General features: G+C 67.5%; 30 protein-coding genes. 24 read left to right on the forward strand and 6 right to left on the reverse strand.

Annotated elements, in window-relative coordinates; translation table 11 throughout:
- Positions 1-5 precede the first annotated feature (5 nt).
- The 6 genes from ACWFR3_RS12400 to ACWFR3_RS12425 all read right to left on the reverse strand — a co-directional run bounded on the left by ACWFR3_RS12400 (position 6) and on the right by ACWFR3_RS12425 (position 6,904).
- Positions 6-1,265: a M48 family metalloprotease gene (locus tag ACWFR3_RS12400; protein ID WP_453734529.1), complete on the reverse strand. Its 1,260-nt coding sequence runs from the start codon at positions 1,263-1,265 to the stop codon at positions 6-8.
- A gap of 30 nt (positions 1,266-1,295) precedes the next feature.
- Positions 1,296-1,835 (reverse strand): Pycsar system effector family protein, encoded by a 540-nt coding sequence (locus ACWFR3_RS12405; protein ID WP_453734530.1) that lies wholly within the window; start codon positions 1,833-1,835, stop codon positions 1,296-1,298.
- Positions 1,832-2,941, reverse strand: coding sequence for a PE-PGRS family protein (locus tag ACWFR3_RS12410; protein ID WP_453734531.1), 1,110 nt, complete (start codon positions 2,939-2,941; stop codon positions 1,832-1,834). Before ACWFR3_RS12410 ends, ACWFR3_RS12405 begins: the two co-directional genes overlap by 4 nt.
- A gap of 24 nt (positions 2,942-2,965) precedes the next feature.
- The gene (locus ACWFR3_RS12415; protein WP_453734532.1) at positions 2,966-5,155 is read right to left on the reverse strand and encodes a hypothetical protein; all 2,190 of its coding nucleotides are present in this window, start codon (positions 5,153-5,155) and stop codon (positions 2,966-2,968) included.
- Positions 5,152-6,048 (reverse strand): hypothetical protein, encoded by an 897-nt coding sequence (locus tag ACWFR3_RS12420; protein WP_453734533.1) that lies wholly within the window; start codon positions 6,046-6,048, stop codon positions 5,152-5,154. The genes ACWFR3_RS12415 and ACWFR3_RS12420 overlap by 4 nt, the downstream gene beginning before the upstream one ends.
- 136 nt (positions 6,049-6,184) lie before the next feature.
- Positions 6,185-6,904 carry a Crp/Fnr family transcriptional regulator gene (locus ACWFR3_RS12425; protein ID WP_453734534.1) on the reverse strand — a complete coding sequence of 240 codons (720 nt, stop codon included), beginning with the start codon at positions 6,902-6,904 and terminating at the stop codon, positions 6,185-6,187.
- Positions 6,905-7,267: 363 nt separating this feature from the next.
- Between ACWFR3_RS12425 and rpsL the strand changes: the two genes are divergently transcribed.
- From rpsL to rpmD, 24 genes are all read left to right on the forward strand, one after another.
- Positions 7,268-7,639: a 30S ribosomal protein S12 gene (rpsL, locus tag ACWFR3_RS12430; RefSeq protein ID WP_003948652.1), complete on the forward strand. Its 372-nt coding sequence runs from the start codon at positions 7,268-7,270 to the stop codon at positions 7,637-7,639.
- Between the two features lie 2 nt (positions 7,640-7,641).
- Complete coding sequence (rpsG, locus tag ACWFR3_RS12435) at positions 7,642-8,112, forward strand: 30S ribosomal protein S7 (protein WP_003974303.1); 471 nt, start codon at positions 7,642-7,644, stop codon at positions 8,110-8,112.
- Between the two features lie 39 nt (positions 8,113-8,151).
- Complete coding sequence (gene fusA, locus ACWFR3_RS12440; RefSeq protein ID WP_453734535.1) at positions 8,152-10,278, forward strand: elongation factor G; 2,127 nt, start codon at positions 8,152-8,154, stop codon at positions 10,276-10,278.
- A 152-nt stretch (positions 10,279-10,430) separates the two neighbouring features.
- Complete coding sequence (tuf, locus tag ACWFR3_RS12445; RefSeq protein WP_160506655.1) at positions 10,431-11,624, forward strand: elongation factor Tu; 1,194 nt, start codon at positions 10,431-10,433, stop codon at positions 11,622-11,624.
- A gap of 504 nt (positions 11,625-12,128) precedes the next feature.
- The gene (gene rpsJ / locus ACWFR3_RS12450; RefSeq protein ID WP_003948644.1) at positions 12,129-12,437 is read left to right on the forward strand and encodes a 30S ribosomal protein S10; all 309 of its coding nucleotides are present in this window, start codon (positions 12,129-12,131) and stop codon (positions 12,435-12,437) included.
- Positions 12,438-12,450: 13 nt separating this feature from the next.
- Positions 12,451-13,095 carry a 50S ribosomal protein L3 gene (gene rplC, locus ACWFR3_RS12455; RefSeq protein WP_361182338.1) on the forward strand — a complete coding sequence of 215 codons (645 nt, stop codon included), beginning with the start codon at positions 12,451-12,453 and terminating at the stop codon, positions 13,093-13,095.
- Between the two features lie 7 nt (positions 13,096-13,102).
- The gene (gene rplD / locus ACWFR3_RS12460; RefSeq protein ID WP_365862737.1) at positions 13,103-13,756 is read left to right on the forward strand and encodes a 50S ribosomal protein L4; all 654 of its coding nucleotides are present in this window, start codon (positions 13,103-13,105) and stop codon (positions 13,754-13,756) included.
- A complete protein-coding gene (rplW, locus tag ACWFR3_RS12465) occupies positions 13,756-14,172 on the forward strand; it encodes a 50S ribosomal protein L23 (RefSeq protein ID WP_365862735.1) in 417 nt (138 codons plus the stop codon). The genes rplD and rplW overlap by 1 nt, the downstream gene beginning before the upstream one ends.
- A gap of 39 nt (positions 14,173-14,211) precedes the next feature.
- Positions 14,212-15,048 (forward strand): 50S ribosomal protein L2, encoded by an 837-nt coding sequence (gene rplB, locus ACWFR3_RS12470; protein WP_160506661.1) that lies wholly within the window; start codon positions 14,212-14,214, stop codon positions 15,046-15,048.
- A gap of 12 nt (positions 15,049-15,060) precedes the next feature.
- On the forward strand, positions 15,061-15,342 hold the full coding sequence (gene rpsS, locus ACWFR3_RS12475; RefSeq protein WP_190084420.1) for a 30S ribosomal protein S19: 282 nt from the start codon (positions 15,061-15,063) through the stop codon (positions 15,340-15,342).
- A gap of 41 nt (positions 15,343-15,383) precedes the next feature.
- Entirely contained in the window at positions 15,384-15,731 is a 348-nt protein-coding gene (rplV, locus tag ACWFR3_RS12480; protein WP_016645177.1) for a 50S ribosomal protein L22, read from the forward strand.
- Complete coding sequence (gene rpsC, locus ACWFR3_RS12485) at positions 15,731-16,573, forward strand: 30S ribosomal protein S3 (RefSeq protein WP_160506663.1); 843 nt, start codon at positions 15,731-15,733, stop codon at positions 16,571-16,573. Before rplV ends, rpsC begins: the two co-directional genes overlap by 1 nt.
- A gap of 5 nt (positions 16,574-16,578) precedes the next feature.
- Positions 16,579-16,998, forward strand: a complete 420-nt coding sequence (gene rplP / locus ACWFR3_RS12490; protein WP_135332557.1) for a 50S ribosomal protein L16 — start codon at positions 16,579-16,581, stop codon at positions 16,996-16,998.
- The gene (gene rpmC / locus ACWFR3_RS12495; RefSeq protein WP_003998824.1) at positions 16,998-17,222 is read left to right on the forward strand and encodes a 50S ribosomal protein L29; all 225 of its coding nucleotides are present in this window, start codon (positions 16,998-17,000) and stop codon (positions 17,220-17,222) included. Before rplP ends, rpmC begins: the two co-directional genes overlap by 1 nt.
- The gene (rpsQ, locus tag ACWFR3_RS12500; RefSeq protein ID WP_055564830.1) at positions 17,222-17,506 is read left to right on the forward strand and encodes a 30S ribosomal protein S17; all 285 of its coding nucleotides are present in this window, start codon (positions 17,222-17,224) and stop codon (positions 17,504-17,506) included. Before rpmC ends, rpsQ begins: the two co-directional genes overlap by 1 nt.
- Positions 17,507-17,610: 104 nt before the next feature.
- The gene (gene rplN, locus ACWFR3_RS12505; RefSeq protein WP_073768975.1) at positions 17,611-17,979 is read left to right on the forward strand and encodes a 50S ribosomal protein L14; all 369 of its coding nucleotides are present in this window, start codon (positions 17,611-17,613) and stop codon (positions 17,977-17,979) included.
- A gap of 2 nt (positions 17,980-17,981) precedes the next feature.
- Positions 17,982-18,305 (forward strand): 50S ribosomal protein L24, encoded by a 324-nt coding sequence (rplX, locus tag ACWFR3_RS12510; RefSeq protein ID WP_160506664.1) that lies wholly within the window; start codon positions 17,982-17,984, stop codon positions 18,303-18,305.
- Positions 18,305-18,862: a 50S ribosomal protein L5 gene (gene rplE / locus ACWFR3_RS12515; protein WP_344522014.1), complete on the forward strand. Its 558-nt coding sequence runs from the start codon at positions 18,305-18,307 to the stop codon at positions 18,860-18,862. The genes rplX and rplE overlap by 1 nt, the downstream gene beginning before the upstream one ends.
- Before the next feature lie 5 nt (positions 18,863-18,867).
- Positions 18,868-19,053 carry a type Z 30S ribosomal protein S14 gene (locus ACWFR3_RS12520; protein WP_003948630.1) on the forward strand — a complete coding sequence of 62 codons (186 nt, stop codon included), beginning with the start codon at positions 18,868-18,870 and terminating at the stop codon, positions 19,051-19,053.
- Positions 19,054-19,277: 224 nt separating this feature from the next.
- Positions 19,278-19,676: a 30S ribosomal protein S8 gene (gene rpsH / locus ACWFR3_RS12525; RefSeq protein ID WP_160506666.1), complete on the forward strand. Its 399-nt coding sequence runs from the start codon at positions 19,278-19,280 to the stop codon at positions 19,674-19,676.
- 21 nt (positions 19,677-19,697) lie between these two features.
- The gene (rplF, locus tag ACWFR3_RS12530) at positions 19,698-20,237 is read left to right on the forward strand and encodes a 50S ribosomal protein L6 (RefSeq protein ID WP_249588331.1); all 540 of its coding nucleotides are present in this window, start codon (positions 19,698-19,700) and stop codon (positions 20,235-20,237) included.
- A gap of 3 nt (positions 20,238-20,240) precedes the next feature.
- Positions 20,241-20,624: a 50S ribosomal protein L18 gene (gene rplR, locus ACWFR3_RS12535; RefSeq protein ID WP_365862731.1), complete on the forward strand. Its 384-nt coding sequence runs from the start codon at positions 20,241-20,243 to the stop codon at positions 20,622-20,624.
- 46 nt (positions 20,625-20,670) lie between these two features.
- Entirely contained in the window at positions 20,671-21,273 is a 603-nt protein-coding gene (gene rpsE / locus ACWFR3_RS12540; protein ID WP_006126891.1) for a 30S ribosomal protein S5, read from the forward strand.
- Positions 21,273-21,455, forward strand: a complete 183-nt coding sequence (gene rpmD / locus ACWFR3_RS12545) for a 50S ribosomal protein L30 (protein ID WP_041985698.1) — start codon at positions 21,273-21,275, stop codon at positions 21,453-21,455. Before rpsE ends, rpmD begins: the two co-directional genes overlap by 1 nt.

Genomic DNA, 21,455 nt, shown 5'->3' on the forward strand with positions numbered 1-21,455 from the left:
CTCGTTCAGAGGTGTGTGCGCAGGTAGGGCTCCAAGGCGAGCAGCCGCGTGTGGGTTTCGGGGTGGCTGGAGAGCAGCCGGGCCGTCCTGCCCGGCTGCTTGAAGCCGTACCCGGCGGCGACGGCCCGCGCGCGGTCGGTGTCCTCCTGCAACTGCGTCTGACGCAGGATGTCCGCGAGCATGGGGGCGAAGCCCAGGGCCGCGGCCTGCTGATCGGCCCGGAGTTCGCCCCGGCGGCCGAAGTGGGCCAGCAGATACGGGGTGACGATCAGCGGCACGAGGATGAACCACAGGGTCGCCGCCACGGACAGCAGGAAGCCCCCCAGGACCAGGAAGACGAGGCCGGTCGCCACCGGCGAGATGCGCCTCGCCACGAAGAACGTGATCCGGGCGATGCGTCGGGCCACGGCCCAGACCACGCGCCCCGGCATCGAGTACCACTGGCCGAGCAGTCCCGCCCAGGCGTGCCCGCCGGTGTGATGCCCCAGCTCGTGGGCCAGTACGGCAGCGAGCCTGCTGCTGGGCAGCTGGTTCAGGGAGTACGTCGTGACGCTGACGACATGACCGGCGGCCGCGAGGGCGTTGAGCTCGCCGCTGCTCTCCACCATCAACTCGTACGACTGCGGTTCGATGCCCGCGCGGGCGGTGACCTCCTGCCAGACCGGTTCGAGCCGCGTCCGCTCCTCGGCGAGCGGCTGTCGCAGACCGAGTGCGTGCCGGGCGAAGGCCAGCTCGGTCGGCCGGTGGAAGACCAGGGCCCCGGACGCGAGCCAGGCCAGGACGACGAGCCAGCCGAGAGCGCCGAGCAGGCCGACGGAGAGGCCGCTGACGACGAAGGAGCTCACGAGGAATCCGGGTACCTGGGCAAGGAGGCTTCCCACGGCGGTGGCGTCGGCACCCCGCTGGTGGGCGGCCACGTGCAGCCGCGCGCCTTGGTGCCGGTAGTCGAGATCGTCGGCTGCCCGGTGCGGCTCGGGAGGGCGTGCCGCGGAAGGGCGTGGCTCCGGGGGGAGCGGTGGGGGCTCGGCGATGGGGTGGGCCGCTGCGGGGTTCGGGTACGGGTCCGGGTACGTGGGCGCTGGGTCCGGGTACGTGGGGGCCGGATCGGGTTGAGCGGGGTCCGGATACGCCGGCTCGGGGTACGCGGACGCCGGGCAGAAGGGGGCGGGGGCGGGCTCCGGGTAGCTGGGTTCTGGGTAGGCGGGCTCCGGGTAGCCGGGTGGCGGCTCCGGGCGGCCGGGGTCCGTGGGGTGGGGCGGGGCCATGGGCGGGCTCCTTCGTTCTGTGTGTGGTCGTCAGCTGATGAGGAGGGCGGCGGGCAGCAGCACGGTGCCGGTGCAGAAGGCGATCAGGCCCGCACGGATCCACTGGTGCTTGCGCGTGGCGATGAGGCTCGTCTCGGTGAGTGCCGACAGGAGACCCGCCACGGGATCGCGCTCGGTCTCGACGAGTGCCCGGGCCAGCTCGCCCTCTCGTACGGCCTGCCGGATGTCACCGAAGTAGGACAGGGGGCGTCCGGTGGTCCACGTGGTGCCGTGGAAGCGAGGCAGTACGGCGAGGAGCAGGGCGAACAGGGCGAACACGAGAGCCAGCACACCGGCCCACCAGAGCGCCGCCCCGGCAGCGGAGAGCTCGCCCGGCCGCCACTCCCGTCCGGCGAGCAGTCCGCTGAACACGCCGGCCGTCATGCCCAGGGCGGCCACCAGTACCGACGCTTTGCCGTCCGCCCGGGCGATCTCGGACCGCAGGTCGGTGAGAAGCCGCTCGGCGGCCTGCGCGCCGGAGGATTGAGGCGGTGCCGGCGGCGTCGGGTCGGCGGTGCCCGGCGTGCTCATACCGGCGTCGTGTCGTGCGGTGTCCCGCCCTGATCGGCGGCCGGGGCGGGGCCGGTCGTGCCCGTCTCCGGGGCGTCGTACGGCTGTTGCGGCGCATCTTGCGGGGGCAGCGCGGCCCGCTGCTCGACGTCCGCTTCCGGCGTGGGTGCCGAGAGGTCGAGACCCTGCTGCTGGAGGAGGTCGTTGACCGCCTTCAGGGCGTGCTTCGCCGACTCGGCCTTCTGGTAGTCCTCCAGGCCGTCGCCGCTGATCAGCTCCAACTGGCTCTGGATGAGGGAGAGCTGATCCCTGCGGATGCTGCTCATGACGAGCTGGGTGTCCTCGGGGTGCTGGGCCAGGTGCAGCGCCCACGCCCCGACCCCGCCGTGCTGGAGGTGGTAGCGGTAGAACTCGATCTTCCGCGCGGTCAGCTCCTGTGCCTGCTCCTGGCGCAGGATCTCCAGCTCGTGCTCCTGCCGGGCCTGCTGCAGTTGGTACTGGTGCTCGGGGGTGAGCATCTCGTGCTCGTAACGCAGGCTGCGCTGCCGTCGCCGGTGCGCGATCGCCTCGTCGTCCAGGCGCAGCCGCAGCATGCACGTGACGGCGATCCCGATCCCCGCGGCGAATACTCCGGACTCCACGGCGCTCTGCACCGCGTCCTCGGCCGTCGCGCTGTCCTCGATGGAGAACCGGCGGCTGACGGGCCGGGCGCACTGGTGCAGCTCACGAGTGAGCCGGGTGGGCAGGTTCCGCTCACCACTGCGTACGAACGCGATCGGATCGGCCACCCGCCAGGTCAGATCGGCGGTCACCTCGAAGGAGAACGCGTCGTCGTCGCTGGGCAGCTGCAGTTCCAGCTGGACCGGGTGGCTGCCCATGTCGACCTCGTACACGGAGACGTACCGTCTGGTCGCGGCGTCCGTCCGGGTCGGTCGGTGCGGGGGGATGTAGACGTCGTAGACGCCGGCCGCGGTGGCGAACACCAGGGCGTGATCGATCGCGGTGATGTGCCTGCGGGTGGTGTAGTCGAACCGTGAGATCGGCCGGACGGTGAGCACCGGGTCGATCAACTGGCTGTGCCGGTCGGCCTCTTGCTGCCATTCCGGCTGACGGCGGAACTCCGCCATGGGGTCAACTCCTCGGTGGTTCGGTCAGAGAACGGTGGCCGTGGCGCCCGCCGGGTGCACGGCGGTCAGCAGCCGTTCGGCGATCGCGGGCCGGGGGCCGCCGTCCTCGGCAGGCAGGGTGCGCAGCAGGTGGGTGAGGCGGTCCCGGTCGGCCACGGTCTTCACCAGGGCCGGCAGCAGCAGGCCGAGGGCCCGCTCGGCTTCGGGGAGCCGTCCGGCGACGTACACCCAGGTCCGCAGCGCATCCAGGGCGCTGCGGGTGTGGGCGCGCTCGCCCAGCGCGGTGTGCCACAGGTTCGCCAGATCGCGGGCCCACTCCGGGCTGTGCACCCCGGACTCCGCGTACCACTCGACGAGGCTCCCCTCCTCCCGGTTGTCGCAGGCGCGCACGAAGGCGGACAGTGCGAGCGCCCTGACGGCGGAGGTGTCCAGATGGAGCAGCCGCACCAGCTCGGCGAGCATCTCCCCGCGATTCCCCGCGGACAGGAGCAGTGCCGTCGACTCGATCAGGTTGTGGCGCTCGGCCTCGCTGCTGTCGTTCGCGCGCGCCCTGGCGGACAGCGCGTCCAGCGCAGGACCGGCCAGGTCGGGGCGGAGCGGGGCGAGCAGCGCGAAGGCGCGGATCGCCGTCCAGCGCCGGGCCCAGTGCCGGTCGGTGCACCACTGCGAGAGCAGCTGGGGGATGGCCGGAGCACCCGACAGCTGCGCCAGGGTGAGCGTGTTGGCCGCGGTCACCCTGGGGCCGAAGGAGCGGGAGACCGACCAACCGTCGACCAGGAGCGCCACGGTCGACGGCAGGTCGGCGGCGGCGAGCAGCGCGGTCGCGGCGGCGGCGCGCGTGCGCACCAGGGGACGGCCGTCGCGGGCCAGCTGCTTGAGCCAGGCGACCAGGGCGGGACGGGCCGAGGGGTGACCGGTCCACACCTCGGTGAGCAGCACGCCCGGCATACGGGCCTCGCTGAAGTACGCCACGTACTGGGGGACAGGGCCCCAGTCCGTTGCCTCGCTGCGCAGCTCGCCGACGGCCCGCGCCAGGTCGAGCCGGTCGGCCGGAGCCGGACCGAACACCGGTACCTCCGGCGGTCGCTCCGGGTCCTGGAGTCGTTGGAAGTGGACGAAGAGCGTGTCGGCGAACTCGGCGGCCAGCACGTAGGGCGCCTGGTCGAAGAGCGCGAGCGAGATGAGGAAGGCCTTGTCGCGCAAGCCGAGCGCGGGGTCACCCAGCCAGGCGCGGCACTGCTTCTCGACGGAGGCGAGGCTGAAGCCCCGGAGCCGGTCGAGCGCCTGCTCCGTCCCGTCGTACGCGGCGAGACCGGCGGCGAGGTCGACTGCTTCGGCCGGCCTGCGGTGCGGGTGGTCGAGGAACTCCCGCACGGGTTCGAGCGCGAGCAGCTGATCGGTGTCGGCCGGTGCGGTCGGACGGGCGGACAGGTGCGCGCGGAGTACGTCGGCGGCGTCCGGGGCCCGCCAGTCGACCGGGGTCACGCCCAGCAGATGCGGGGAGTTCTCGACGGTGATCACCAGGTGGCCGCCGGTCTTCCTGAGCTGGTCGCGCGCCGCGTAGAGATGGGTTTCACGCAGCGGCTTGTTCCGGCTGAGCGGCATGTCGCACAGCACGTGGCCGCTGCCGTGGGCGAGCTGGCCGGCAAGCGCGGCGGGGCTGGTCTCGGGCTGCAGGGCACGCACCGCCGGGACGCCGAGGTGGTGCAGGAGCATGAGGGCCGCGGCGCTGCGTCCGGTGGCATGGGCGCCACGCAGTACCAGTACGTGCTCCTCGCACAGGCGTCGCAGGGCGAGCGCGAAGGCGGGACTCTCGACGAACACCCCGGCGAGAGCCTCAAGCCGTTCGCGCGGAATCTCGCCGGAGGCGTAGGCGGGTGCGGCCGCGGCACCGTGATGGTGGATCTCGGTCTTCGCGCCCATGACGACATCGCGGCCGACGTGCCCGCCGGACACCCCGTGCTGAGCGCCACCGACCAGGGAGCCCCCGAAAGAGGAGGCCGAGCCGAGAATGAACTCCGGGGCATGGGCGAACAGTTCGCGCTGCGCCGCGCGGGCCTCCTGCGCCTGTTCCTCCGGCTCGTGGGAGTCGACCGGGTGGGAGCCCGGCGCCTCCGGCCGGCCGGCGGGGTGCTGGACTCCGTCCTGTGCCGCCCCCGGCGCGGGGGGTGCGGGACGGGCCTGCGGGGGCTCCGCGTGCGGGGACGGGTTCACGAGGCCTCGTCCTGGTCGGGCTCCGGGGTGCCGCCGGAGCCGCCGATGTGGACGTCGCCGTGTACGGTCCCGCCCGACATGCCGTGCAGGTCGCCGCCGATCAGGCTGCCGCCGAAGCTCGGCGCGCCGCCGTTGAAGTGGAAGGCGGCACCGCCCCTGGAGGGAGCCGCCTGCGCAGCCGTGCCCTGCGCCGCCTGCGGAGCCGAGCCGGGCCCCGGCGCCGGACGCTCCCCCGAGCCCGCATCCGGCGCCGGGTTTCCCCCGGCCCCCCTCTCACTGTGGTCATCGGTACGGCGCTGCCCGCCGGAGCCCCCTGAGACCGCGGGCCGCGGACCGTGCAGCCACGCCCGCAGCGGACCGTTCTTGCTGGCCACGGTCACGGCGCGGAAGTCATCGGCCGGCACCCCGGGCCGGTCGTGCCGCACGATTCCCTCGTACACGCCCTCCGAGACGCAGAGCGCGAAGTCGTCCCTGCGCTCCCGCAGGGCAGCGCGCAGCACCTCGCCGTCCAGCAGACGACAGGCGTGGTTGAGGTCGGAGCCGACCCATCCGTCGAGCTCGTCGACCGCGACGTATCCGGTGGCCACCACCGCGCGCAGCCGGATCTGCGCGGAAGTCGACGCCATCCGGTTCACTCCCCGCAGCTGCGCCGGTACTTCGCCGAGCAGGGCGCGCAGCAGGGAGTGCACCGAGGCGTTGGCGTCGATCAGCTCCATCACGGAGTCACCGCGGTCGGCGCGCCGCCGGAGGGTCTCGTCGATGCCGGCGCTCTCCAGCGCACGGTCGGTGATGTCGTACAACATGCGGCGCAAATAGGCCTGTTCGATGTCGTCACGGTCGCTGTACTTCTCGATGTCGAGCAGCAGGATGGTGCGGCTCACGGAGTCGGTCATGTTCGCCCTTCGAGCGGGGAGTTACGCCGACCAGAAGCGTGCAGACGAACGGGCCCCGGCAGTGAGGGCGGATGACGCACTCGGAGTGTGACCGTGTGCACAGAGTCGCTCTCGGGAGGGGAGTGGTCGCAGTGGGTCACCCCGGCCCGGGGCGTTCGGCACGCGCGATGCGCCGCAGGACGTCGGGCCGCATGATCACGAGAGCGCGCCTCCCGGTGGCCACGGCCTCGCGGTCCCGCAGCTCTTTGAGCAGCCGCTGCACCATTTCCCTGGAGGCCCCGACGGATCCGGCGAGTTCCTGCTTGCTGAGCGGCACGGCGAGCTCGATGCCTTCGTCCGTGCGCCGCCCGTGCGTGCGGGCCAGATCCAGGAGCAGTACGGCGAACCGCTCGCGCACGCTCATGGACGCGAACTCCAGGCGGCGCCGGTCGGCGGCCCTGGTCCGGTCGGAGGTGAGGCCGAGCAGGGCGAACGAGGCGGCGGGGGAGCGGCCGAGGAATTCCGTGAACCGCTCGTGCTCGACGGCCACGGCCCGCACCGGTTCGAGTGCGGTGACCGTCGCCGAGCGCGGCCGCCCCGTCAGCGCCGCGGATTCCCCGATGATGTCGCCGGGACCGCGCAGGGCGAGCAGCGCCTCGTAGCCGTTGGCCGCGGACGCGGTCACCTTCGTCCAGCCGGTCAGGATGAGCAGAATGTGCGACGACGGCTCGTTCTGGTGCAGGAGCTGAATGCGTGCCGCGTAGTGCAGCTCGTGGCCGAGAGTGAGCAGTGCCGAGCGTTCCTCGCTCTCCAGGCGGGCGAGGAACGGGACGCGGTCGTCCAGGCCGCCGTCCCCGGGTAAGTGCGTGGCCGTCATGAGTCCCCCGATTGTCCAGCGGATCGATCAAGCTACTTAAGCTGAGTGCCGCGTGAACACGGAACGGACAGGATCGGTGCCGGAGAGGGGTGCGATCCGCGCCGAAAAGCCCGGCGTGTCGCCCCCCACCGCATTTGTTTTGACCGAACCCGATGAGGTAGGTACGCTCAGACCTTGTGCCTGGGGTGTGCCTGGGCTCGTGCGCGTGTCTTCAGCCGCATCGCGAGTCCGAGAACGGCCACCGTAATCTGCGCCCCTTTCCGCCTTGCGGCGGGAGTCTGCAGCATTCGACACACCCGACCGCGTGGGTCGGCGACGTTCCAGGTTAGCTTTACTATTCGGCACACAGAAACCGGAGAAGTAGTGCCTACGATCCAGCAGCTGGTCCGGAAGGGCCGGCAGGACAAGGTCGAGAAGAACAAGACGCCCGCGCTCGAGGGATCGCCCCAGCGCCGCGGCGTCTGCACGCGTGTGTTCACGACCACCCCGAAGAAGCCGAACTCGGCACTCCGTAAGGTCGCGCGTGTGCGTCTGACCTCCGGGATCGAGGTCACGGCCTACATTCCGGGTGAGGGACACAACCTGCAGGAGCACTCCATCGTGCTCGTGCGTGGTGGCCGTGTGAAGGACCTGCCGGGTGTTCGCTACAAGATCATCCGCGGCTCCCTTGACACCCAGGGCGTCAAGAACCGCAAGCAGGCCCGCAGCCGCTACGGCGCCAAGAAGGAGAAGTAAGAATGCCTCGTAAGGGCCCCGCCCCGAAGCGCCCGGTCATCATCGACCCGGTCTACGGTTCTCCTCTGGTGACCTCCCTCATCAACAAGGTGCTGCTGAACGGCAAGCGCTCCACCGCCGAGCGCATCGTGTACGGCGCCATGGAGGGCCTGCGCGAGAAGACCGGCAACGACCCGGTCATCACGCTCAAGCGCGCGCTGGAAAACATCAAGCCGACCCTCGAGGTCAAGTCCCGCCGTGTCGGTGGCGCGACCTACCAGGTCCCGATCGAGGTCAAGCCGGGCCGTGCGAACACGCTCGCCCTGCGCTGGCTGGTCGGTTACTCCCGCGCCCGTCGCGAGAAGACCATGACCGAGCGTCTGCTCAACGAGCTCCTCGACGCCTCCAACGGCCTTGGTGCCGCTGTGAAGAAGCGCGAGGACACCCACAAGATGGCCGAGTCCAACAAGGCCTTCGCGCACTACCGCTGGTAGTCGCTACCCCCATCGAGACCGAGAGAAGACTGAGCCGATATGGCTACCACTTCACTTGACCTGGCCAAGGTGCGCAACATCGGCATCATGGCTCACATCGACGCGGGCAAGACGACGACCACCGAGCGGATCCTGTTCTACACCGGTGTGTCGTACAAGATCGGTGAAGTCCACGATGGCGCCGCCACCATGGACTGGATGGAGCAGGAGCAGGAGCGTGGCATCACGATCACCTCTGCTGCCACCACCTGTCACTGGCCGATGAACGACGTCGACCACACCATCAACATCATCGACACCCCGGGCCACGTCGACTTCACCGTCGAGGTGGAGCGTTCGCTCCGCGTGCTCGACGGTGCCGTGACGGTGTTCGACGGCGTCGCCGGTGTTGAGCCCCAGTCCGAGACTGTGTGGCGTCAGGCTGACCGCTACGGCGTCCCCCGCATCTGCTTCGTCAACAAGCTCGACCGTACGGGTGCCGAGTTCCACCGCTGCGTCGACATGATCGTCGACCGCCTCGGTGCGACCCCGATCGTCATGCAGCTGCCCATCGGTGCAGAGGCTGACTTCAAGGGTGTCGTCGACCTCGTGACGATGAAGGCCTTCGTCTGGTCCGCAGAGACCAAGATGGGCGAGGCGTACGACATCGTCGACATCCCCTCGACGCACACCGAGGCCGCTGATGAGTGGCGCGGGAAGCTCCTCGAGGCCGTCGCCGAGAACGACGAGCAGATGATGGAGCTGTACCTCGAGGGCCAGGAGCCCACCGAGGACCAGCTGTACGAGGCGATCCGTCGCATCACCATCGCCTCGGGCAAGGGCGGCGACACCACCGTCACCCCCGTGTTCTGCGGCACCGCGTTCAAGAACAAGGGCGTCCAGCCCCTGCTCGACGCGGTCGTGCGTTACCTGCCTTCGCCCCTGGACGTCGAGGCCATCGAGGGCCACGACGTCAAGGACCCCGAGACCGTCGTCAAGCGCAAGCCTTCGGACGAGGAGCCCCTTTCGGCTCTCGCGTTCAAGATCGCGAGCGACCCGCACCTCGGCAAGCTCACCTTCGTCCGGATCTACTCCGGTCGCCTGGAGGCCGGCACCGCGGTGCTGAACTCCGTCAAGGGCAAGAAGGAGCGCATCGGCAAGATCTACCGCATGCACGCGAACAAGCGTGAGGAGATCGCGTCGGTGGGCGCCGGTGACATCGTCGCCGTCATGGGCCTGAAGCAGACCACCACCGGTGAGACGCTGTGTGACGACAAGAAGCCGGTCATCCTGGAGTCCATGGACTTCCCGGCGCCGGTCATTCAGGTCGCCATCGAGCCCAAGTCCAAGGGTGACCAGGAGAAGCTGGGTGTAGCCATCCAGCGTCTCTCGGAGGAGGACCCCTCCTTCCAGGTCCACTCGGACGAGGAGACCGGCCAGACCATCATCGGTGGTATGGGCGAGCTTCACCTCGAGGTGCTCGTCGACCGCATGAAGCGCGAATTCCGCGTCGAGGCGAACGTCGGCAAGCCCCAGGTCGCGTACCGCGAGACGATCCGTCGGGCCGTCGAGCGCGTGGACTACACCCACAAGAAGCAGACCGGTGGTACCGGTCAGTTCGCCAAGGTGCAGATCGCGATCGAGCCCATCGAGGGCGGCGAGGCGTCGTACGAGTTCGTGAACAAGGTCACCGGTGGCCGTATCCCGCGGGAGTACATCCCGTCGGTGGACGCCGGTGCGCAGGAGGCCATGCAGTTCGGCATCCTGGCGGGCTACGAGATGACTGGTGTTCGCATCACGCTTCTCGACGGCGCCTACCACGAGGTCGACTCCTCCGAGCTGGCGTTCAAGATCGCCGGTTCGCAGGCCTTCAAGGAGGCCGCGCGCCAGGCGAAGCCCGTGCTGCTCGAGCCGATGATGGCCGTCGAGGTCACCACGCCCGAGGACTACATGGGCGATGTCATCGGTGACATCAACTCCCGTCGTGGCCAGATCCAGGCCATGGAGGAGCGCAGCGGCGCTCGCGTCGTGAAGGGCCTCGTGCCCCTCTCGGAGATGTTCGGCTACGTCGGAGACCTCCGCAGCAAGACGTCGGGTCGCGCAAGCTACTCAATGCAGTTCGACTCCTACGCCGAGGTTCCGCGGAACGTCGCCGAGGAGATCATCGCGAAGGCCAAGGGCGAGTAACTCACCCGAGTTGACGCTTTAGGCTTGACTCCGGAGTCTCCGGGGCATTCCGACCCTCTTCGGGTCGGGTGCCCCGGGCCCCGGGTATCCCAGCAAAGATCACCTGGCGCCGATGAAGCAAGGCGTACAGAACCACTCCGCAGGAGGATTCAGTGGCGAAGGCAAAGTTCGAGCGGACTAAGCCGCACGTCAACATCGGCACCATCGGTCACATTGACCACGGTAAGACGACCCTCACGGCCGCCATTACCAAGGTGCTGCACGACGCGTACCCCGAGCTGAACGAGGCCTCGGCCTTCGACCAGATCGACAAGGCTCCCGAGGAGCGCCAGCGCGGTATCACGATCTCGATCGCGCACGTCGAGTACCAGACGGAGACGCGTCACTACGCGCACGTCGACTGCCCGGGTCACGCGGACTACATCAAGAACATGATCACGGGTGCCGCGCAGATGGACGGCGCGATCCTCGTGGTTGCCGCCACCGACGGCCCGATGCCGCAGACCAAGGAGCACGTGCTCCTGGCCCGCCAGGTCGGCGTTCCGTACATCGTCGTCGCCCTGAACAAGGCCGACATGGTGGACGACGAGGAGATCCTGGAGCTCGTCGAGCTCGAGGTCCGTGAGCTCCTCTCCGAGTACGAGTTCCCGGGCGACGACCTGCCGGTCGTCAAGGTCTCGGCGCTCAAGGCGCTCGAGGGCGACAAGGAGTGGGGTGAGTCCGTCCTCAACCTGATGAAGGCTGTCGACGAGTCCATCCCGGAGCCCGAGCGTGACGTCGACAAGCCGTTCCTGATGCCGATCGAGGACGTCTTCACGATCACCGGTCGTGGCACCGTCGTCACCGGTCGTATCGAGCGCGGCATCCTCAAGGTCAACGAGACCGTCGACATCATCGGCATCAAGACCGAGAAGACCACCACCACGGTCACCGGCATCGAGATGTTCCGCAAGCTGCTCGACGAGGGCCAGGCCGGTGAGAACGTCGGTCTGCTCCTCCGTGGCATCAAGCGCGAGGACGTCGAGCGCGGCCAGGTCATCATCAAGCCCGGTTCGGTCACGCCGCACACCGAGTTCGAGGCCCAGGCCTACATCCTGTCGAAGGACGAGGGTGGCCGTCACACCCCCTTCTTCAACAACTACCGCCCGCAGTTCTACTTCCGCACCACGGACGTGACCGGCGTCGTGACCCTCCCCGAGGGCACCGAGATGGTCATGCCGGGCGACAACACTGAGATGACCGTTGAGCTCATCCAGCCCGTCGCGATGGAAGAGGGCCTGAAGTTCGCCATCCGTGAGGGTGGCCGGACCGTCGGCGCCGGCCAGGTCACCAAGATCAACAAGTAAGCTCCGCTTGCTTGAAGATCGGGGAGACCCGGTCGCTCTGAACTGAGCGCAGCGAGGAGCCCCGCACGCCTTCTGGGTGTGCGGGGCTCTTTGCGTACGTGAATGGCGGCCGTGGCAGCTTGACAGGTCGGCCCGATTGGCCTTCGGCATCCCACGTGTGGCACACTGTTCAGGTTGCTCGGTTGAGTGCCGATGCTGCGCGCCTCCCGCCGGGAGGACCGGAAGCGAGTCCCACAGTACTCGTCGCCCCATCTGCCGTAAGGCAGCACTGGAGCGGACGTACGGGAATCTTCTGGGAAGTGCAGTGCGGAAGCTGAACCAGGCGCCCGGTGGGTTTCTTCCCCCGGACCCGCGGTCATCTGGGCCGCAGCCCCTAGCAGGGAAATCCTTCGGGAAATCTCCGTGAGCGGGACTGCGACACGCCCGACCGCGTGGGTCGGAGGAAGTAGAAAAAAGGGCCTTCCGGGAGCCAGAGCGTTCGAGACAAAGGACTACCAAGTAGCCATGGCGGGACAGAAGATCCGCATCCGGCTCAAGGCCTACGACCACGAGGTCATCGACTCTTCGGCGAAGAAGATCGTCGAGACGGTGACTCGCACTGGTGCGTCGGTCGCAGGCCCGGTGCCGCTGCCCACTGAGAAGAACGTGTACTGCGTCATCAAGTCGCCGCACAAGTACAAGGACTCGCGCGAGCACTTCGAGATGCGCACGCACAAGCGCCTGATCGACATCCTCGACCCGACGCCCAAGACCGTTGACTCGTTGATGCGCCTGGACCTTCCGGCCGGCGTCGACATCGAGATCAAGCTCTGAGAGGCGCGGACAGATGACTAAGCAGATCAAGGGCGTCCTGGGCGAGAAGCTCGGCATGACCCAGGTCTGGGACGAGAACAACCGTGTCGTCCCGGTCACCGTCGTCAAGGCCGGGCCCTGCGTCGTTACCCAGGTCCGTACGAATGACTCCGACGGCTACGAGTCGGTCCAGATCGCCTTCGGCGAGATCGACCCTCGCAAGGTGAACAAGCCCCTCAAGGGTCACTTCGCCAAGGCCGACGTGACCCCCCGCCGCCACCTGGTGGAGATCCGCACCCCCGACGCCAGCGAGTACACGCTGGGCCAGGAGGTGACTGCCGAGGTGTTCGAGTCCGGCGTCAAGGTTGACGTCACGGGCAAGAGCAAGGGCAAGGGCTTCGCCGGTGTCATGAAGCGTCACAACTTCAAGGGACTCGGCGCCGGTCACGGCACCCAGCGCAAGCACCGCTCTCCCGGTTCCATCGGTGGCTGTGCCACCCCGGGCCGTGTGTTCAAGGGCCTCCGCATGGCGGGCCGTATGGGCAACGAGCGGGTCACCACCCAGAACCTGACCGTTCACGCCGTTGACGCGGAGAAGGGCCTGCTCCTCATCAAGGGCGCAGTTCCCGGTCCGAACGGCGGCCTCGTCCTGGTCCGTACCGCGGCCAAGGGGGCTTGAGGAACCGATGAGCACCATTGACATCCTTTCGCCGGCAGGCGACAAGGCCGGGACCGTCGAGCTCCCCTCGGAGATCTTCGACGTCGAGAAGATCAGCATTCCGCTGATCCACCAGGTCGTTGTCGCACAGCTGGCCGCTGCCCGTCAGGGCACGCACAAGACCAAGCGCCGCGGTGAAGTCCGCGGTGGTGGTAAGAAGCCGTACCGCCAGAAGGGCACCGGCCGCGCGCGCCAGGGTTCGACCCGTGCGCCGCAGTTCGCAGGCGGTGGCGTCGTCCACGGCCCGCAGCCGCGTGACTACTCGCAGCGGACCCCGAAGAAGATGAAGGCCGCGGCCCTGCGCCACGCCCTCACCGACCGGGCCCGCAACGCTCGTATCCACGTTGTCACCAACGTGGTCGAGGGCGACATCTCCACGAAGGCCGCGAAGACGCTGCTCGGCAAGGTCAGCGAGCGCAAGAACGTGCTCCTGGTCATCGACCGTGCGGACGAGACTTCGCTGCTCTCCGCCCGCAACCTGCCCCAGGTGCACATCCTGGAGCCGGGCCAGCTGAACACGTACGACGTGCTCGTCTCGGACGACGTGGTCTTCACCAAGGCCGCCTTCGAGTCCTTCGTGTCTGGCCCCCAGGCCGTTGAGACCGAAGGGAGCGAAGCCTGATGGCTACGCGTCACCCGAGCATCGCCCCCAAGGCGGCCAAGGCCGCCAAGGCAGCGCGCATCGCCAAGGCGAAGCGTCACGCCACCGAGGGCAAGAACACCGTCGAGACGCCGCTGAGCAAGAGCTTCACGGACCCCCGTGACGTCCTCGTCAAGCCGGTCGTCTCCGAGAAGAGCTACGCGCTCCTCGACGAGGGCAAGTACACCTTCATCGTTGCGCCCGGCGCCAACAAGACCCAGATCAAGCAGGCCGTCGAGGCGGTCTTCTCGGTCAAGGTCACTGGGGTCAACACGATCAACCGCCAGGGCAAGCGCAAGCGCACCCGCACGGGCTTCGGTAAGCGCGCTGACACCAAGCGCGCGATCGTGACCCTCGCTGAGGGCGACCGTATCGACATCTTCGGCCAGGCCTCCTAACGGAGCGCCCTGGTCCGAATATCGGACGAGGACTGAGAAATGGGAATCCGCAAGTACAAGCCGACTACGCCGGGCCGTCGTGGCTCCAGCGTCGCCGACTTCGTCGAGGTAACGCGGTCCACGCCGGAGAAGTCGCTGGTCCGCCCGCTGCACAGCAAGGGCGGCCGTAACAACGCCGGTCGTGTGACCGTTCGCCACCAGGGTGGCGGACACAAGCGCGCCTACCGAGTGATCGACTTCCGTCGTCACGACAAGGACGGCGTGCCGGCGAAGGTCGCGCACATCGAGTACGACCCGAACCGCACCGCGCGCATCGCGCTCCTGCACTACGCGGACGGCGAGAAGCGCTACATCCTGGCCCCCCGCAACCTGTCGCAGGGTGACCGGGTCGAGAACGGACCGGGCGCGGACATCAAGCCGGGCAACAACCTGGCGCTCCGCAACATCCCGGTCGGTACGACCATCCACGCCATCGAGCTGCGGCCCGGCGGCGGCGCGAAGTTCGCCCGCTCCGCGGGTGCCTCCGTGCAGCTGCTGGCGAAGGAGGGCTCCATGGCCCACCTTCGTATGCCGTCCGGTGAGATCCGCCTGGTCGACGTCCGCTGCCGCGCCACGATTGGCGAGGTCGGCAACGCCGAGCAGTCGAACATCAACTGGGGCAAGGCCGGCCGTAAGCGCTGGCTTGGCGTTCGCCCGACCGTTCGCGGTGTGGCGATGAACCCGGTCGACCACCCGCACGGTGGTGGTGAAGGCAAGACTTCCGGTGGTCGCCACCCGGTCTCGCCGTGGGGTCAGAAGGAGGGTCGTACTCGTTCGCCGAAGAAGGCGAGCAACAAGTACATCGTCCGCCGCCGCAAGACGAACAAGAAGCGCTAGGAGCGGGTTTAGATGCCGCGCAGTCTCAAGAAGGGACCCTTCGTTGACGGCCACCTCGTAAAGAAGGTGGACGCTCAGAACGAAGCAGGTTCCAAGAACGTCATCAAGACCTGGTCCCGTCGCTCGATGATCGTCCCGGCCATGCTGGGCCACACGATCGCGGTGCACAACGGCAAGACCCACATCCCGGTGTTCGTCACCGAGGCGATGGTCGGCCACAAGCTCGGCGAGTTCTCGCCGACTCGCACCTTCCGCGGCCACGTCAAGGACGACCGGAAGTCGAAGCGCCGCTAGCGCGGGGTGGAACGACTATGACTTACACCGAAGGGACAACCATGGAAGCCAGGGCCCAGGCGCGGTACATCCGCGTCACGCCCATGAAGGCCCGCCGAGTGGTGGACCTCATCCGTGGCATGGATGCCACGGAGGCTCAGGCGGTCCTGCGTTTCGCCCCGCAGGCCGCGAGCGTGCCGGTTGGCAAGGTGCTTGACAGCGCCATTGCCAACGCTGCACACAACTACGACCACAGTGACGCCTCTTCGCTGGTCATCAGCGAGGCGTACGTGGATGAGGGCCCGACCCTGAAGCGGTTCCGTCCGCGTGCTCAGGGCCGTGCCTACCGGATCCGTAAGCGGACCAGCCACATCACCGTGGTCGTCAGCAGCAAGGAAGGAACCCGGTAATGGGCCAGAAGGTAAACCCGCACGGGTTCCGGCTCGGCATTACCACCGACTTCAAGTCGCGTTGGTACGCCGACAAGCTGTACAAGGACTACGTCAAGGAAGACGTCGCCATCCGTCGGATGATGACGTCCGGCATGGAGCGCGCCGGCATCTCGAAGGTTGAGATCGAGCGCACCCGTGACCGCGTGCGGGTGGACATCCACACCGCGCGTCCCGGCATCGTCATCGGCCGCCGTGGCGCCGAGGCCGACCGCATCCGCGGCGACCTCGAGAAGCTCACGGGCAAGCAGGTTCAGCTGAACATCCTCGAGGTCAAGAACCCCGAGGTCGACGCTCAGCTGGTCGCGCAGGCCGTTGCGGAGCAGCTGTCCTCCCGCGTCTCCTTCCGTCGCGCCATGCGTAAGAGCATGCAGTCGACGATGAAGGCCGGCGCCAAGGGCATCAAGATCCAGTGTGGCGGCCGTCTCGGCGGCGCCGAGATGTCCCGGTCGGAGTTCTACCGCGAGGGCCGTGTGCCGCTGCACACGCTCCGTGCGAACGTCGACTACGGCTTCTTCGAGGCCAAGACGACCTTCGGCCGTATCGGCGTGAAGGTCTGGATCTACAAGGGCGACGTCAAGAACATCGCCGAGGTCCGCGCCGAGAACGCTGCGGCCCGTGCGGGTAACCGCCCGGCCCGTGGTGGCGGCAACGACCGCCCGGCCCGTGGTGGCCGTGGTGGCGAGCGTGGCGGCCGCGGCCGCAAGCCGCAGCAGCAGTCCGCGCCGGCTGCCGAGGCCCCCAAGGCCGACGCTCCCGCCGCAGCTGCCGCTCCGGCTGAGAGCACCGGAACGGAGGCCTGACCGACATGCTGATCCCTCGTAGGGTCAAGCACCGCAAGCAGCACCACCCCAAGCGCAGCGGTATGTCAAAGGGTGGTACGCAGGTTGCGTTCGGCGAGTACGGGATTCAGGCCCTCACTCCGGCGTACGTGACCAACCGCCAGATCGAGGCGGCTCGTATCGCGATGACCCGCCACATCAAGCGTGGCGGCAAGGTCTGGATCAACATCTACCCGGACCGTCCGCTGACGAAGAAGCCCGCCGAGACCCGCATGGGTTCCGGTAAGGGTTCCCCCGAGTGGTGGGTCGCGAACGTCAAGCCCGGACGGGTGATGTTCGAGCTGTCCTACCCGAATGAGAAGACTGCGCGTGAGGCGCTTACCCGCGCTGCTCACAAGCTTCCGATGAAGTGCCGGATTGTTCGGCGCGAGGCAGGTGAGTCGTGATGTCGGCCGGTACCAAGGCGTCCGAGCTGCGCGAACTGGGCGACGAGGAGCTTCTCGCGAAGCTTCGCGAAGCCAAGGAAGAGCTGTTCAACCTCCGCTTCCAGGCGGCGACCGGTCAGCTCGAGAACCACGGGCGGCTCAAGGCCGTCCGCAAGGACATCGCGCGGATCTACACCCTGATGCGTGAGCGCGAGCTGGGCATCGAGACGGTGGAGAGCGCCTGATGAGCGAGAGCAACGTGACTGAGACCAAGACTGACCGCGGATTCCGCAAGACCCGTGAGGGTCTGGTCGTCAGCGACAAGATGGACAAGACCGTCGTCGTCGCTGTCGAGGACCGCGTGAAGCACGCGCTGTACGGCAAGGTCATCCGCCGTACGAACAAGCTCAAGGCGCACGACGAGCAGAACGCTGCCGGCGTCGGCGACCGCGTCCTCCTGATGGAGACGCGTCCGCTGTCGGCGACCAAGCGCTGGCGCATCGTCGAGATCCTCGAGAAGGCCAAGTAAATCTCTGAGGGGTTTCCCCCAGAGTTCGTTCCGCCAGGCTCGGCGAGCTCCGTGATTCGACTTACGGAGCTCGCCGGGAACCGGCAGACAAACAGGAGATAGACGTGATCCAGCAGGAGTCGCGACTTCGGATCGCCGACAACACGGGTGCGAAGGAAATTCTCACCATTCGTGTTCTCGGTGGCTCGGGTCGCCGCTACGCGGGCATCGGTGACGTCATCGTCGCCACCGTCAAGGACGCGATCCCCGGTGGCAACGTGAAGAAGGGTGACGTCGTCAAGGCCGTCATCGTTCGCACCGTCAAGGAGCGCCGCCGTCCCGACGGCTCGTACATCCGCTTCGACGAGAACGCCGCCGTCATTCTGAAGAACGACGGCGACCCTCGCGGCACCCGTATCTTCGGCCCGGTCGGCCGTGAGCTGCGCGAGAAGAAGTTCATGAAGATCATCTCGCTCGCGCCGGAGGTGCTGTAAGCATGAAGATCAAGAAGGGCGACCTGGTCCAGGTCATCACCGGTAAGGACAAGGGCAAGCAGGGCAAGGTCATTGCCGCTTACCCGCGCGACGAGCGTGTCCTGGTCGAGGGTGTCAACCGGGTCAAGAAGCACACGAAGGCCGGCCCGACCGCCAGCGGTTCGCAGGCCGGCGGCATCGTGACCACCGAGGCCCCTGTCCACGTCTCCAACGTCCAGCTGGTCGTGGAGAAGGACGGCAACAAGGTCGTCACGCGTGTCGGTTTCCGCTTCGACGATGACGGCAACAAGATCCGCGTTGCCAAGCGGACGGGTGAGGACATCTGATGACGACCACCACCAGCCCGCGTCTGAAGACGAAGTACCGCGAGGAGATCGCGGGCAAGCTGCAGGAAGAGTTCTCGTACGAGAACGTCATGCAGACCCCCGGCCTCGTCAAGATCGTGGTGAACATGGGTGTCGGCGACGCCGCCCGTGACTCCAAGCTCATGGACGGTGCCGTCCGTGACCTGACCACGATCACCGGTCAGAAGCCGGCCATCACCAAGGCCCGGAAGTCCATCGCGCAGTTCAAGCTGCGCGAGGGTCAGCCGATCGGCTGCCACGTCACGCTTCGTGGCGACCGCATGTGGGAGTTCCTGGACCGCACCCTGTCGCTCGCGCTTCCGCGCATCCGCGACTTCCGTGGTCTGTCCCCCAAGCAGTTCGACGGCCGTGGCAACTACACCTTCGGTCTCACGGAGCAGGTCATGTTCCACGAGATCGACCAGGACAAGATCGACCGCGTCCGGGGTATGGACATCACCGTGGTCACCACGGCGACCAACGACGCTGAGGGCCGTGCGCTCCTTCGTCACCTCGGCTTCCCGTTCAAGGAGGCGTAAGCGAGATGGCGAAGAAGGCACTTATTGCCAAGGCTGCTCGTAAGCCCAAGTTCGGTGTGCGTGGCTACACCCGCTGCCAGCGCTGTGGCCGTCCGCACTCCGTGTACCGCAAGTTCGGCCTGTGCCGCGTCTGCCTTCGTGAGATGGCTCACCGTGGCGAGCTGCCGGGCGTGACCAAGAGCTCCTGGTAATTCCCCGCTGTCCTTAGGGACTTGGGAATTACTGGAGGCTCTCGGTAAGTATCTGGTCGGTAGGTAGCCCACCCCTCTATGCCTTAGGCTAGGAGGGTTGGGCGCCTGCCGCCCTGACCGACTTACTACGCCGTAGGTCCCCGCGCCGCACCCGTCCCGCCTCTGAGTGGGGAGAGGGATGGCGCAGATAGGAAACCACGGCGAGAGAGGCCGAAGGCCAATTCATGACCATGACTGATCCGATCGCGGACATGCTGACTCGTCTGCGTAACGCGAACTCGGCGTACCACGACTCCGTGGCGATGCCGCACAGCAAGATCAAGTCTCACATCGCGGAGATCCTCCAGCAGGAGGGCTTCATCACGGGCTGGAAGACCGAGGACGCCGAGGTCGGCAAGAACCTCGTCCTCGAGCTGAAGTTCGGCCCGAACCGTGAGCGCTCCATTGCGGGCATCAAGCGGATCTCCAAGCCCGGTCTCCGGGTTTACGCGAAGTCCACCAACCTGCCGAAGGTGCTCGGCGGCCTGGGCGTGGCGATCATCTCCACGTCGCACGGTCTGCTCACCGGCCAGCAGGCAGGCAAGAAGGGCGTAGGTGGGGAAGTCCTCGCCTACGTCTGGTAGTCGGGAACGGAGGAATAGCTAATGTCGCGTATTGGCAAGCTCCCCATCACGGTTCCCGCCGGCGTGGACGTCACCATCGACGGCCGGACGGTTTCGGTTAAGGGTCCCAAGGGCTCCCTTTCCCACACCGTCGTCGCGCCGATCGACATCGCTAAGGGTGAGGACGGCGTCCTGAGCGTCACCCGCCCCAACGACGAGCGTCAGAACAAGGCCCTGCACGGCCTGTCCCGCACGCTGGTGGCGAACATGATCACCGGTGTGACCACGGGGTACGTGAAGAAGCTCGAGATCAGCGGTGTCGGTTACCGCGTGCTCGCGAAGGGCTCCAACCTGGAGTTCTCGCTGGGTTACAGCCACCCGATCCTGGTCGAGGCCCCCGAGGGCATCACCTTCAAGGTGGAGTCCGCGACCAAGCTTTCGGTCGAGGGCATCGACAAGCAGAAGGTCGGCGAGGTTGCGGCCAACATCCGCAAGCTGCGCAAGCCCGACCCGTACAAGGCCAAGGGCGTCAAGTACGAGGGCGAAGTCATCCGGCGCAAGGTCGGAAAGGCAGGTAAGTAAGCCATGGCATACGGTGTGAAGATCGCCAAGGGTGACGCTTACAAGCGTGCCGCCAAGGCCCGCCGCCATATCCGCATCCGCAAGAACGTGTCGGGTACGGCGGAGCGTCCGCGCCTCGTCGTGACGCGCTCGAACCGCAACATCGTTGCTCAGGTCATCGACGACCTCAAGGGTCACACCCTTGCGTCGGCGTCGACCCTGGACACCACGATCCGCGGTGGCGAAGCCGACAAGTCGGCGCAGGCCAAGCAGGTCGGCGCGCTCGTTGCCGAGCGTGCCAAGGCTGCGGGTGTCGAGGCCGTCGTGTTCGACCGCGGTGGCAACAAGTACGCCGGGCGCATTGCCGCTCTGGCGGACGCCGCCCGCGAAGCCGGGCTGAAGTTCTAAGCCCCGGTTCCGGAGCTAGCGGACGTAACAGAGAGAGGTAATTCCAATGGCTGGACCCCAGCGCCGCGGAAGCGGTGCCGGTGGCGGCGAGCGGCGGGACCGGAAGGGTCGCGACGGTGGCGCTGCCGCCGAGAAGACCGCATACGTTGAGCGCGTTGTCGCGATCAACCGTGTCGCCAAGGTTGTCAAGGGTGGTCGCCGCTTCAGCTTCACCGCGCTGGTCGTGGTGGGCGACGGTGACGGCACCGTAGGTGTCGGATACGGCAAGGCCAAGGAAGTTCCCGCGGCCATCGCCAAGGGCGTTGAAGAGGCCAAGAAGAACTTCTTCAAGGTCCCGCGTATCCAGGGCACCATCCCGCACCCGATCACGGGCGAGAAGGCCGCGGGCGTCGTCCTGCTCAAGCCTGCTTCCCCCGGTACCGGTGTTATCGCCGGTGGCCCGGTGCGTGCGGTGCTCGAGTGCGCCGGCGTTCACGACATCCTGTCGAAGTCGCTCGGTTCGTCGAACGCGATCAACATCGTGCACGCGACCGTGGAGGCCCTGAAGGGCCTGCAGCGTCCCGAGGAGATCGCGGCTCGCCGTGGTCTGCCCCTCGAGGACGTCGCCCCCGCGGCTCTGCTTCGTGCGCGTGCGGGAGCGGGTGCGTAATGGCCCGTCTCAAGATCACGCAGACGAAGTCGTACATCGGCAGCAAGCAGAACCACCGTGACACGCTGCGTTCGCTCGGGCTCAAGCGCCTGAACGACGTGGTCGTCAAGGAAGACCGCCCCGAGTTCCGCGGAATGGCTAACACCGTCCGCCACCTCGTGACGGTTGAGGAGGTCGACTGA

The organism is Streptomyces sp. NPDC055189 (assembly GCF_053606765.1).